Genomic DNA, 13,236 nt, shown 5'->3' on the forward strand with positions numbered 1-13,236 from the left:
ATCGATATCCCGCATTACCGTCGGGTCCCGCATCAGCACTCGACGATATTCACGGCCAGCCCGCCGCGCGACGTTTCCTTGTACTTCGTCTTCATGTCGGCGCCCGTCTCGCGCATCGTCTTGATCACCGAGTCGAGCGACACGTAGTGTGAACCGTCGCCGCGCAGCGCCATGCGCGCCGCATTGACGGCCTTCACCGATGCCATCGCGTTGCGCTCGATGCACGGGATCTGCACCATCCCGCCGACCGGGTCGCAGGTGAGGCCGAGGTTGTGCTCCATCCCGATCTCGGCCGCGTTCTCGACCTGGTGCGGCGTGCCGCCGAGCACGGCCGCGAGCGCGCCGGCCGCCATCGAGCACGCGACGCCCACTTCGCCCTGGCAGCCCACTTCCGCGCCCGAAATCGATGCGTTGAGCTTGTACAGAATGCCGATCGCGGCAGCCGTCAGCAGGAAGTCGATCACACCCTGTTCATTCGCGCCCGGCGTGAAGCGCGTGTAGTAGTGCAGCACGGCGGGGATGATGCCGGCCGCGCCGTTGGTCGGCGCGGTGACGACGCGCCCGCCTGCCGCGTTTTCCTCGTTGACCGCGATCGCATACAGGTTGATCCAGTCGACCATCGACAGCGGATCCTGCAGCGCCCGTTCGGGGTCGCCGGTCAGTGCGCGATACAGCTGCGGCGCGCGGCGCTTCACCTGGAACGGGCCGGGCAGGTTGCCGTCGGCCTCCGGGTTGCCGATCCCGCAGCCGCGCGACACGCACGACTGCATCACGGCCCAGATCTTCAGCAGCCCGTCGCGCGTCTGTTCCTCGGTGTGCCACGCGCGCTCGTTTTCCCACATCAGCCGGGCGATCGACTTGCCGGTCGACTCGGTCAGCGCGAGCAGCTCGGCGCCGGTGCGAAACGGATGCGTCATCTGCTCGGCCGCGCTCAGCACCTTCGTGTTCGGCGCGCCGGCCGTCACGACGAAGCCGCCGCCGACCGACAGGTAGGTGCGCTCGACCAGCACCGCGCCATTTGCGTCGGACGCGCGCAGCTTCATCCCGTTCGGGTGCTCGGGCAGCGCCTGCCGGTAGAACGCGATGTTCTCCTTCAGCACGAACGGCACCGGATGCGTGCCGAGCAGCGCGAGCTTCTTCGATTGGCGGACGTTTTCGAGCCGCGCGTCGATCGTATCGGGATCGACGGTGTCGGGCGCGTCGCCGAGCAGCCCGAGCATCACGCCGCGGTCGGTGCCGTGGCCCTTGCCGGTCGCGCCGAGCGAGCCGTACAGCTCGACCTTCACGTTGGCCGTCGCGTCGAGCAGCCCGTCGCGCTCGAGGCCCTGGACGAACATCAGCGCCGCGCGCATCGGTCCGACCGTATGCGAACTGGACGGACCGATGCCGATCTTGAAGAGGTCAAACACGCTGACTGCCATTTCGATTCCTGCCTTGCTTTAAGAATAGTGCTAGCGCGCCTGCAATGGCAGGCACGCGGCCAGCCATGCGGGCGGCATGACGGATAGCTGCCGCGCGACGCGGGCATAGCGCCCGTCGAGCCGCGCGGCCAGATGAAAGAGTTCGGTGGCGTTTTTCGGGTCCCACTGCCCCGTGTAGCCCGGCAGGCCGGCCTCGCGGCGCTTCGCGTCGAACGGCACCGGCGAATTCACGAATTCCTCGTGTGTTTTCTCGCCGAGCGCGTACGGCACGAGCCAGTCGAGCGCGGCGGCGAGCGTCGCGCCGTTCGCGCCCCGTTCGCGCAGCCAGTTGCGGTTGAAGCGGCGCGCGGCGAGCGCGGCCGTCACCAGCGGCTGCAGGTCGTACACCGCGTAGTGCAGCGCATCGCGCTCGTCGAAATCCCAGGTCTTGCCGTCCGGGCCGATGTTGTCGGCGAGATGCTCGACGAACAGCCGCTGCGCGGCGTTCATCATCTTGCGGTCGCCGAGCGTGAACGCGGACAGCGCGATCAGCTTGATCCGGTGGCTCTGCCAGTTGTTGCGCCACGTGCCGGTGAGCGGACGCTTCTGCGCGTCGATCTGCGCGACATAGCCGGCACCGAGCTTCGCAATGAACGCCGCGGTTGCGTTGCGCGTCTTGACCGGCAGCGCGCTCGCCGTCATGTCGTACGCGATGATCAGGCTGTCGAAGCGCGTCTCGTCGATCGGGTTGAAGCTCGGCTGGTAGGTCGAGACCCACGCGGACAGGAAGCGGTCGACGAGCTGCAGGTAGCGCGGCGCATTCGTCACGCGCCACGCGAGCGCGGCGTCGCGCATCAGCTCCATGTCCTTCAGCGCGTCGGCGCTCTGGTCGTAGATGCCTTCGTGCGGCAGCGTGCCCTCGGTGTGCACGCGCGCCATCGCTTTCGGCTGCTCGCCGATGCGCGCGTCGACGCTGCGGATCAGCGCCTGCACGCCCGGCTCGGCCTGCGTCGTCTCGCTCGCCTGCAACGCGGGCGCCGCGCAGAAATTCATCGCGGCGCGCGCACTGCCGGCCGTGCCGAGACCGGCGGCGGCAAGCGACAGCGACGCGACGAGCAGCGGCACGAAGCGGCGCGTGCGCGGCCGCTCCTGCGTTGCACCATGGCCCGGAAACATCGGACGCACCATGCGGAACTCCTTGATTGGCTGGATCGCGTGTGATGTTAGCCGGATTGGCGGACGAACGTGAACCGGATGGCCGGGCGGCGAATGCAAAAACCGCACGCAACCGGCGGTTGCGTGCGGTTCGGTCACGATCGGACTCCGGTGCGCGGCGCGCGTTATGCGTATTCCGACATCGGCACGCACGAGCAGAACAGATTGCGGTCGCCATAGGCGTTGTCCGCACGGCCGACCGGCGGCCAGTACTTGTTCGTGCCGAGCGACGCGACCGGGTACGCAGCCTGCTCGCGCGAGTACGCGTGCGGCCATTCGTTCGCGGTGACGACGGCTGCCGTGTGCGGCGCGTGACGCAGCGGGTTGTCCTCGCGGTCGGCGCGGCCTTCCTCGACCGCGCGGATTTCGTCGCGGATCGCGATCATCGCGGCGATGAAGCGGTCGAGTTCTTCCTGCGATTCCGATTCGGTCGGCTCGACCATCAGCGTGCCCGGCACCGGGAAGCTCATCGTCGGCGCGTGGAAGCCATAGTCCATCAGGCGCTTCGCGACGTCGTCGACGCTGATGCCGCTCGTTTCCTTGAGCGGACGCAGGTCGAGAATGCACTCGTGCGCGACCAGCCCGCCCGGGCCCGAATACAGCACCGGGTAGTGCGGTGCGAGGCGCTTCGCGATGTAGTTCGCGTTGAGGATCGCGGTTTCGGTGGCGGCGGTCAGGTTCTTCGCGCCCATCATCGCGATGTACATCCACGAGATCGGCAGGATCGACGCCGAGCCGTACGGGGCAGCCGACACCGCGCCGATGCCGTCTTCCGCGCGCGCGTAGCCGCTCGAACGCTGGTTCGGCAGGAACTTCGCGAGGTGCGCGCCGACCGCGACCGGGCCGACGCCCGGGCCGCCGCCGCCGTGCGGGATGCAGAAGGTCTTGTGCAGGTTCAGGTGCGACACGTCGCCGCCGAACTGGCCCGGCGCGGTCAGGCCGACCATCGCGTTCATGTTCGCGCCGTCGACGTACACCTGGCCGCCGTGCGCGTGGACGATCTCGCAGATCTCGCGGACGTTCTGCTCGAACACGCCGTGCGTCGACGGATACGTGATCATGATCGCCGCGAGGTCGTTCGCGTGCTGCTCGGCCTTCGCCTTCAGATCGGCGATGTCGACGTTGCCTTGTGCGTCGCACGCGACGACCACGACCTTCATGCCGGCCATGTGCGCGGACGCCGGGTTCGTGCCGTGCGCGGATGCCGGGATCAGGCACACGTCGCGATGCGCTTCGCCACGGGATGCGTGGTACGCGTGGATGATCAGCAGGCCCGCGTACTCGCCCTGCGAGCCGGCGTTCGGCTGCAGCGACACGGCCGCGTAGCCGGTAGCCGCGACGAGCATCTGCTCGAGCTGGTCGATCATTTCGCGGTAGCCGACCGTCTGCTCGGCCGGCGCGAACGGGTGGATGCCGCCGAACTCGGGCCACGTGACCGGCAGCATTTCCGACGTCGCGTTCAGCTTCATCGTGCACGAGCCGAGCGGGATCATCGAGCGGTCGAGCGCGAGATCCTTGTCCGACAGGCTGCGCAGGTAGCGCAGCATTTCGGTTTCGGAGTGGTGGCGGTTGAACACGTGGTGCGTCAGGTACGCGCTCGTGCGCTCGAGGCCGGCCGGCAGCGCGGCGACGCCGGCGAGGCCCGCGTCCAGCGCGTCGACGCCCGGCGCGGTGCCGCCCGCGGCCTGCGCGAACACGGCGAGGAGATCGGCGAGGTCGTCGCGGGTCGTCGTTTCGTCGACCGACACGCCGACTTGCGTGTCGCTCACGCGGCGCAGGTTGATGCGCTTGGCCTTCGCGAATTCATGGACCTGCGCGGTGCGCGTGCCGGTGTCGATCGTCAGCGTGTCGAAGAACGTGTCGTTGACGGTCGCGAAGCCGAGCTGCTTCACGCCGGCGGCGAGGAGCGCCGCGATGCGGTTCACGCGCAGCGCGATCGTCTTCAGGCCATGCGGGCCGTGGTAGACCGCGTACATGCTCGCCATGATCGCGAGCAGCGCCTGCGCGGTACACACGTTCGATGTCGCCTTCTCGCGGCGGATGTGCTGTTCGCGCGTCTGCAGCGCGAGGCGCAGCGCGGGCTTGCCCTGCGCGTCGACGGTCACGCCGACGAGGCGGCCCGGCATCTGGCGCTTGAATTCGTCGCGCACGGCCATGTAGGCGGCGTGCGGGCCGCCGAAGCCCATCGGCACACCGAAGCGCTGCGTGTTGCCGACCGCGACGTCCGCGCCCCATTCGCCGGGCGGCGTCAGTACGGTCAGCGCGAGCAGGTCCGCCGCGACGACGACATGGCCGCCGGCCGCGTGGATCGCTTCGGTGAGCGCGCGGTAGTCGCGCACGTCGCCGTTGACGCCCGGATATTGCAGCAGCACGCCGAACGCGTTGGCCTGCGCGGCGTCGGCCGCCGGGCCCGTCTTGACCTCGATGCCGATCGGCAGCGCGCGGGTGCGGATCACTTCGAGCGTCTGCGGCAGCACGTCGTCGGCGACGTAGAACACGTTCGACGCCGGCTTGCCGGTGCGCTGCAGCAGCGTCATCGCTTCGGCCGCGGCGGTGGCTTCATCGAGCAGCGACGCGTTCGAGATCGCGAGGCCCGTGAGGTCGGCGACCATCTGCTGGAAGTTCAGGAGCGCCTCGAGGCGACCCTGGGAAATTTCGGGCTGGTACGGCGTGTAGGCCGTGTACCACGCCGGGTTTTCGAGCACGTTGCGCAGGATTACGGCCGGCGTGTGCGAGTCGTAATAGCCCTGGCCGATATACGAGCGGAACACCTGGTTCTTGTCCGCGAGAACACGCAGTGCGGCGAGGGCTTCGGCCTCGCTCTTCGGCTGCGCGAACGGGCCGAACGGCAGCGTTTCGGCGCGGCGGATCGAGGCCGGGATCACGGCGTCGATCAGCGCGGCGCGCGATGCGAAGCCGAGCGTGTCGAGCATGGCCTGCTGGCTGGCGGCATCGGGGCCGATGTGGCGTTCTGCGAACGCGTCGTGCGTTTCGAGCGCGGCGAGCGAGAGGGGCGTGCGGTTCATCAGGCGGTCCGGGTGTTCGAGCTTCATGGCGTGACTCTGGTCCCGCGCGGAGCCGGCTGGCCGGCCGCGCGCGGTTCGGGTAAGAAAAATTAGTCGATCAGCTTGCTGTATGCGTCGGCGTCGATCAGCTTGTCGGTCGATGCACCGGCCGCGAGCTTGATCTTGAAGAGCCACGTGCCGTATGCATCGCTGTTCACTTCTTCCGGCGAGTCGGCGGCTTCTTCGTTGATGGCGACGACCTCGCCGGACACCGGCGAGTAGATGTCGGATGCCGCCTTCACCGATTCGACGACGCCGACCGCGTCGCCCGCATTCACCGACTTGCCGACTTGCGGCAGTTCGAGGAAGACGATGTCGCCGAGCGTGCTCTGCGCGTGATCGGTGATGCCGACCGTCAGCGTGCCGTCGGCTTCGGTGCGGATCCACTCGTGTTCGTCGGTGTACTTCAGATCGGCCGGGACGTTGCTCATCGGATGCTCCTGGATAAAAGGTGTGTTCGTTATGCTGGCGCGCCGCCGGGCGCGCCGGGTGTGGTTACGCCGGGCGCCATTTCCCGGCTTTCCGGGAGGCGGCCTCCCGGCCGCTTCTCGGTCGTTACGCAGCGAGGACCTTGCCGTTGCGCACGAACGGCAGTTTTACCACGCGCGCGGGAAGTTGCTTGTCTCGAATCTGCACATGAATGGTGTCGCCGATCTGCACAGTCGCTGGCACGCGAGCGAACGCGATCGATTCCTGCATCGACGGCGAGAACGTGCCGCTCGTGATTTCGCCTTCGCCGTGCGGCGTGACGACCTTCTGGTGTGCGCGCAGCACGCCGCCCGCCTTGCCGTTTTCCTTCTGCAGGATCAGGCCGACGAATGCGGCGCGGGTGCCGTTTGCCTCGAGTGCGGCGCGGCCGACGAAGTCGCGCGGCGTCGACAGGTCGACCGTCCACGCGAGGCCCGCGTCGAGCGGGGACACGGTCTCGTCCATGTCCTGGCCGTACAGGTTCATGCCGGCCTCGAGGCGCAGCGTGTCGCGCGCGCCGAGCCCGCACGGGCGCACGCCGTTTTGCTGCAGCGCGGTCCACAGCGCTTCGACGTGCACGGCCGGGACGATCACCTCGAAGCCGTCTTCGCCGGTGTAGCCGGTGCGCGCGACGGTGAGATCGCCGAACGGCGTGCCGGCGACCGGCGCGGCGTTGAACGGCTTCAGTTCGCTGGTCGCGGCGCGCGCGGCCGGCACCGTCGTCCAGACCTTTTCACGGGCGTTCGGGCCTTGAACGGCGACGATCGCGAAATCGCGGCGCGGTGCGATGGTCAGGCCGTAGCCGCCTTGTTCGTTGAGCTGGTTGAACCACGCGATGTCCTTCTCGGCCGTGCCGGCGTTGACGACGACGCGGAAGAAGTCTTCGGTGAAGTAATAGACGATCAGGTCGTCGATGACGCCGCCCTGCGGATTGAGCAGGCACGAGTAGAGCGCCTTGCCGGGGGTCTTGAGCTTGCCGACGCTGTTCGCGATCGCGTGCTCGAAGAACGCGCGCACGCGGCTGCCGGTGAAATCGACGACACACATGTGCGACACGTCGAACATGCCGGCGTCGGTGCGCACGGCTTCGTGTTCTTCGATCTGCGAGCCGTAGTTGACGGGCATGTCCCAGCCGCCGAAGTCGACCATGCGGGCATTGAGCGCGCGGTGCGCGGCGTTGAGCGGGGTGTGATTCAGTGCAGTCATCGAGGCCTCAGGCAAGGCGCTTGCGCGCGGGTCAGAACGGCCATGTGCCGAGCGTCGCGGCCGCAGGCCTGCGAAACGATCCGGTACATGCCCCTCTGTCCTCGATACCTGAGAGATTGCGCTGCAGGCAAGGCCGGCGAACGCGCGCCCCTTCGGTGGGCAGCTTGCCCGCGCCGCATGGGCGCAACGGGCTACTGCCGCTCTCCAGAGTGCGGGGAGTGCGGCCCGCGCAATGCGCGGAACGGGATTCCCCGACGCGGTCGGTCCTTTTGCCTGAGAGTTTGCGGGTGTGCCCCTTCGGCGGCGCGACCGGCGTTGCTAGCTACGCGGTCACACGCTCTCCCGACGCGTGCGGGCGACTGTACGCGAGCGGGTGGGCGTTGTCAATTTGAGCAAAAGAATGTCGTTTCGCGACAAGCGGCGGCGCGGGGTGCAGCCGCTTTTGCCGGCACCCGCGGGCGCCGGCGTTGCCGGCATTACTCGCCGATCGCGCGCGCGGCCGTGTCGAGTTCCTGGTTCAGCACGCGCTGCTCGTCGCCGGACAGGCCGCCGTTGTGCTGGGCCGACATGTCGCTCGCTTCCTGGCGGATCACGTCGAGGCGATGGTGCAGCTGCGCGCCGTACGGCGGCGGGTAGTAGCCGCCGTTGACGCGCGCGTCGATCCGGCGGTGCAGGTTGTCGATCCGGCCCTGGACCTCCTGCAGACGGTCGTTCGCGACGACCTGCGGATTCGGCCGCGGCGGGGGCGGCGGCACCTGTCGGGCCGGCCGCTGCGGCTGCACGACACAGGCCGCGAGCGAGGAAACCAGGACGCAGCATGCCGCTGCGCGAATCAACCGTTGCATCACATTCTCCTGACGGTTTGGTGTCGGATCGACTTTTTGAGAAACGCGTCAGACCGGACGAACGCTGACTTTCGTTCCCGCACTATTTGTAACGGAATGTTCGGGGCCGTGCCGCCGAGGCGGCTGACGCATGGCCGTTGCCGGCGTGCGGCGCGGCGCGGGATGGCGGCGGCCGGGTCGGCACCGACCCGGCTGGCGGGCCGTCAGACGATGCGGCGCACGAATGGTACCCGGCGGCCTTCATGTTCGCTCTGCGCGGCAAGCTCGATGATCGTCATCACGTCGACGGCGTCCTGCGGCGTGACCGGGAACGGCGCGCCGTCGTGGACCGACGCGGCGAGCGCGCGGTAGAACTCCGCATACTGGCCGTCGAGCGTCGGTACCGGCCGCTCGACCTCGACGTCGCCGTCGAGCGTGCGCAGTACGCCGGGCGGGTTGCCGCCGCCGAACTCGACATGGTCGGGCGTGAGGCCGGCCTTCAACTGGTCTTCCTGCGTGTCGAGCCCGAACTTCTGGTAGCTGCCGCGCGTGCCGTGCAGCGTGAAGCGCGCGGGCTCGATCGCCGACAGTGCGCTCGCGTGCAGCGCGACGTCCTTGTCCGGATAGCCGAGCAGCAGGTGCACGAAATCGGGCGCCGTGCCGTTGTCGCGGCGCGTCTTGACCGTCGCGCTGACCGTTTCCGGCAGCCCGAACAGCGCGAGCGCCTGGTCGATCAGGTGCGGGCCGAGGTCGAGCAGCAGGCCGCCGCCGCGTGCGGGCTCCTCGCGCCAGCGCGTGCGCGGGGTCGGGCGGAAGCGGTCGAAGTGCGACGCGAAATAGGTGAGCCGGCCGAGTTCGCCGGATTCGACGATGCGCCGCACGGTGAGGAAGTCGCCGTCCCAGCGGCGGTTGTGGAACGGCGCGAACAGGCGGCTGCGCGCGTTCGCGAGCCGCGCGAGCGCGAGCGCTTCGTCGGCGGTGAGCGTGACGGGCTTGTCGACGACGACGTGGCGGCCGGCTTCGAGCACCTGGCGCGCGAGCGTGAAGTGCGTGTCGTTCGGCGTGGCGATCACCACGCAGTCGATGTCGTCGAGACCGAGCAGCGCATCGAGATCGGGGACGATGCGCGCGCCCGGATACGCGGCGCGCGCACGATCGGGCTGCCCCGTCGCGATCGCGGCGACCTCGGTGCGACCGCTCGTGGCGATCACGGGCGCGTGGAATGTCGCGCCGGCGAAACCGAAACCCATCAAACCAATCCTGAGCAATGACGACATGGCAATCCCTGGCTGCGTACGAAACGAAAGGATGGCGCGCCGTGGAGGCGCGAGGACGACCGGCTATTTTGGCATGGCGCGGCGGCCCGCACCGGCGCGTTCGGCAAAATGCACGGCCGGGCACGGCGCACGCGCGGTTGCAGCCGGCGTTTGGCGCGGCACTGGCGTGCACTGCGCGCGGCCGACCGCGGAACCGGTGCTGCCGCGCCGACGAGGGTCCATTGTGGCCGATCGGGCCGTGGATGGGGCCGGATTGGCCGATCGGACAGGGGGGCGAAACGGCGGCCTGCCCGCGCGGCCCCGCCCGGCGGGGCTCCCGAAAAGCGCGCCGCCGACGTGTTAACATGCGCGTCCTGCCCGTGTGTCCGCCTGCATCCCAGGCCTGCCGCGTGCGGCATCCTCCCGGCGTTCCGCCGTCAACCGCAACATCATCCGCCATCATGTCCGCAGGCCTCAACCCCGCTCAGAACGAAGCGGTGCGCTACCTCGACGGTCCCTGCCTCGTGCTCGCCGGCGCGGGCAGCGGCAAGACCCGCGTGATCACGCAGAAGATCGCGCACCTGATCGAAGCGAAAGGCTTCGAGCCGCGCCATATCGCGGCCGTCACGTTCACGAACAAGGCCGCCGCCGAAATGCGCGAGCGCGTGTCGAAGCTGCTGGAGGGCAAGACGCTCACCACGCCCGGCAAGGAAGGCCGCAAGGTGCCCGTCAACCAGCTCACCGTGTGCACGTTCCACTCGCTCGGCGTGCAGATCCTGCGCCAGGAAGCCGAGCACGTCGGCCTGAAGCCGCAGTTCTCGATCATGGATTCGGACGACTGCTTCGGGATGATCCAGGAGCAGATCGGCACCACCGACAAGGGCCTGATCCGCAAGATCCAGAGCACCATTTCGTTGTGGAAGAACGGCCTGATCATGCCCGAGGAGGCGATGACGATCGCGGCCAACGAGGACGAGCACCAGGCGGCGCTGGTCTACCGCAACTACGTCGCGACGCTGCATGCGTACCAGGCGGTCGACTTCGACGACCTGATCCGCCTGCCGGCCGAGCTGTTCGAAAAGAACGAGCAGGTGCGCGACCGCTGGCAGAACAAGCTGCGCTACCTGCTGATCGACGAATACCAGGACACCAACGCGTGCCAGTACGAACTGGTGAAGCTGCTCGCAGGCAAGCGCGCCGCGTTCACGGCGGTCGGCGACGACGACCAGGCGATCTACGGCTGGCGCGGCGCGACGCTCGAGAATCTCGCGCAGCTCGGCAAGGATTTCCCGAACCTGCACTTGATCAAGCTCGAGCAGAACTACCGGTCGACGGTGCGGATCCTGACCGCCGCGAACAACGTGATCGCGAACAACCCGAAGCTGTTCGAGAAGAAGCTGTGGTCCGAGCACGGGATGGGCGATTCGATCACCGTCACGCCGTGCAACGACGAGGAGCACGAAGCCGAATCGGTCGTGTTCCGGCTGTCCGCGCACAAGTTCGAGCGGCGCGCGCAGTTCCGCGACTACGCGATCCTGTATCGCGGCAACTTCCAGGCGCGGATCTTCGAGCAGGTGCTGCGGCGCGAGCGGATCCCGTACGTGCTGTCGGGCGGCCAGTCGTTCTTCGACAAGGCCGAGATCAAGGACCTGTGCGCGTACCTGCGCCTGATCGCGAACGCCGACGACGATCCCGCGTTCATCCGCGCGGTCACGACGCCGCGCCGCGGGATCGGCAACACGACGCTGGAAGCGCTCGGCTCGTTCGCGGGCCAGGCGAAGGTGTCGCTGTTCGAGGCCGTGTACATGGGCGGGATCGAGGCGCGGCTGTCCGCGCGCCAGGTCGAGCCGCTGCGCATGTTCTGCGACTTCATCCAGCGGCTGACCGATCGCGCGGACAAGGAGCCCGCGACCGTCGTGCTCGACGACATGATGGAAGCGATCCACTACGAGGCCTACCTGTACGACGCGTTCGACGAGCGGCAGGCGCAGTCGAAGTGGCAGAACGTGCTCGAATTCCTCGAATGGCTGAAGCGCAAGGGCACCAAGCCCGAGACGGAGGCTGTCGACGGCGAGGCGGAAGGCTTCCACAACGCGGACGGGCTGGCGGACACCGGCAAGAACCTGCTCGGCCTGATCCAGACCGTCGCGCTGATGTCGATGCTCGAAGGCAAGGATGAGGATCCGGATGCCGTGCGGCTGTCGACCGTCCATGCGTCGAAGGGGCTCGAGTATCCGCACGTGTTCCTGGTCGGCGTCGAGGAGGGCATCATGCCGCACCGCGGCGGTTCCGAGGACGACGGCCCGATCGACAGCGAGCGGATCGAGGAGGAGCGCCGGCTGATGTACGTCGCGATCACGCGCGCGCAGCGCAGCCTGCACCTGAACTGGTGCAAGAAGCGCAAGCGGGCGAGAGAGACGGTCGTGTGCGAGGCGTCGCGCTTCATCCCCGAGATGGGCCTCGACGAAGCGCCGCCGCCGACGCCGGAGGAAGCGCCGATGACGCCGAAGGACCGGCTCGCGAGCCTGAAGGCGTTGCTGCAGAAGTGACGTGTGGCGGTGTTGCCGGGCGGTCGTCGAGTCGGACGACGCTTCGGCGGCCCGGTGATGATGGCGATCCGGCAGGCGGCCGTCGTCGCGAGGTTCGACACGATTCGGCAAAACGAAACCCCCGCGAGGCATGCGCAGCGCGGGGGTTTTTTACGGGCCGACGGCGGTGTGGCCGATAGCTGTTTGCGTTACTTCGCCGCGTTGACCATGTAGTCGACGGCGGCCTTCACGTCGGCATCCGACGCGTTCGACCCGCCCTTCGGCGGCATCGCGCCCTTGCCGTGCAGCGCGTAGTTGTAGACCGTGTCCATCGAGTCCTTCAGGCGCGGCGCCCAGTCTTCCTTGCTGCCGAACTTCGGCGCGCCGAGCACGCCGGCTGCGTGGCAGGCCTGGCAGACTTGCGTGTACAGCGCCTTGCCGGCCGATGCGGCGTCGGCGCTCGTCGGCGCGGCCGCGGGCTTTTCGCCGGCCTTCGGGATCGCGGCGATCGCGGCCTGCGCGGCGGCGATCTGCGCGCTCGCGGCATCGGCCGCGCCCGACGCGCCTGCCGCACCGCTTGCGGCCTGCTGCGCGTTGGCGGCCGGCGCCGCCGGTTCGGGGAAGTTCGCGCCGTCGTTGTTCGCCATGTAGACGATTGCGCGGGCGATCTCGTAGTCGCTGACATCGTCGGGGCTCGTGCCGCCGCGCGGCGGCATCGCGCCCTTGCCCGACAGCGCCGTCTTCAGCAGCGTGTCGAAGCCCTGCGAGATGCGCGGCGCCCAGTCGTCCTTGTTGCCGAACTTCGGCGCGCCCGCGGCACCCGTGCCGTGACAGGTCACGCACACGGCCTTGTAGACTTCCTCGCCGGTCTTGTACGTGCGGGGCGCGTTGGCGTCCTTCACGTCGACCTTGGCGAGCGGTGCGATGCGCGCGGCGACCTGTTCGTCGGAGAGCGCGTCCGTGCCCGCGCCCGAACGGAACGCGTGGTTGGCATAGGTGGCAAACAGGACGATCAGGGCGATCGGGATCGCGAACGACGCGATGATGACGGCAATCAGCTGCCCGGGGGTTTTGACGGGAGATTCGTGGGGTGCTTCGCTCATGCTTGCCTCGTCTCCATGAATAGGAATTGTGAGCGCGGTGCAACGGCAAAATGGCAGTCCAATGAAGCACGGACGATTATAGACGGAACGTTTACATCACGGCGAGCGGTGCGATGGCGCGTGTTTACCCGCACGAATCGTGGCCTGACGGGGTTTCGGCGGGCAAGGTGG

The 13,236-nt window shown here is 68.3% G+C and carries 9 protein-coding genes and 2 riboswitches; of the genes, 1 reads left to right on the top strand and 8 read right to left on the bottom strand.

Annotation, left to right across the window (positions count from 1 at the left end):
* Positions 1-32 precede the first annotated feature (32 nt).
* The 7 genes from AC1Z3W_RS36980 to AC1Z3W_RS37010 form a co-directional block, all read right to left on the bottom strand.
* Positions 33-1,421 carry an L-serine ammonia-lyase gene (locus tag AC1Z3W_RS36980; RefSeq protein ID WP_124834632.1) on the bottom strand — a complete coding sequence of 463 codons (1,389 nt, stop codon included), beginning with the start codon at positions 1,419-1,421 and terminating at the stop codon, positions 33-35.
* A gap of 30 nt (positions 1,422-1,451) precedes the next feature.
* The gene (locus AC1Z3W_RS36985) at positions 1,452-2,588 is read right to left on the bottom strand and encodes an alginate lyase family protein (RefSeq protein WP_057926422.1); all 1,137 of its coding nucleotides are present in this window, start codon (positions 2,586-2,588) and stop codon (positions 1,452-1,454) included.
* Positions 2,589-2,740: 152 nt separating this feature from the next.
* Positions 2,741-5,668 (bottom strand): aminomethyl-transferring glycine dehydrogenase, encoded by a 2,928-nt coding sequence (gcvP, locus tag AC1Z3W_RS36990; RefSeq protein WP_483509505.1) that lies wholly within the window; start codon positions 5,666-5,668, stop codon positions 2,741-2,743.
* Positions 5,669-5,730: 62 nt separating this feature from the next.
* A complete protein-coding gene (gene gcvH / locus AC1Z3W_RS36995) occupies positions 5,731-6,111 on the bottom strand; it encodes a glycine cleavage system protein GcvH (RefSeq protein WP_057926424.1) in 381 nt (126 codons plus the stop codon).
* 124 nt (positions 6,112-6,235) lie between these two features.
* On the bottom strand, positions 6,236-7,354 hold the full coding sequence (gene gcvT / locus AC1Z3W_RS37000; protein WP_483509506.1) for a glycine cleavage system aminomethyltransferase GcvT: 1,119 nt from the start codon (positions 7,352-7,354) through the stop codon (positions 6,236-6,238).
* Between the two features lie 85 nt (positions 7,355-7,439).
* Positions 7,440-7,572: riboswitch (glycine riboswitch) on the bottom strand.
* Positions 7,573-7,605: 33 nt separating this feature from the next.
* A riboswitch (glycine riboswitch) is annotated at positions 7,606-7,709 on the bottom strand.
* A 121-nt stretch (positions 7,710-7,830) separates the two neighbouring features.
* Positions 7,831-8,199, bottom strand: coding sequence for a hypothetical protein (locus AC1Z3W_RS37005; protein ID WP_057926426.1), 369 nt, complete (start codon positions 8,197-8,199; stop codon positions 7,831-7,833).
* Between the two features lie 203 nt (positions 8,200-8,402).
* Positions 8,403-9,455 carry an oxidoreductase gene (locus tag AC1Z3W_RS37010; RefSeq protein WP_057926427.1) on the bottom strand — a complete coding sequence of 351 codons (1,053 nt, stop codon included), beginning with the start codon at positions 9,453-9,455 and terminating at the stop codon, positions 8,403-8,405.
* A gap of 440 nt (positions 9,456-9,895) precedes the next feature.
* Between AC1Z3W_RS37010 and AC1Z3W_RS37015 the strand changes: the two genes are divergently transcribed.
* On the top strand, positions 9,896-11,983 hold the full coding sequence (locus AC1Z3W_RS37015; RefSeq protein WP_057926428.1) for a UvrD-helicase domain-containing protein: 2,088 nt from the start codon (positions 9,896-9,898) through the stop codon (positions 11,981-11,983).
* Between the two features lie 188 nt (positions 11,984-12,171).
* Here the strand turns inward: AC1Z3W_RS37015 and AC1Z3W_RS37020 are convergent, their stop codons facing one another.
* Entirely contained in the window at positions 12,172-13,065 is an 894-nt protein-coding gene (locus AC1Z3W_RS37020; protein ID WP_057926429.1) for a c-type cytochrome, read from the bottom strand.
* Positions 13,066-13,236 lie beyond the last annotated feature (171 nt).

The sequence above is a fragment of the Burkholderia sp. 10_S31 genome (assembly GCF_056930375.1).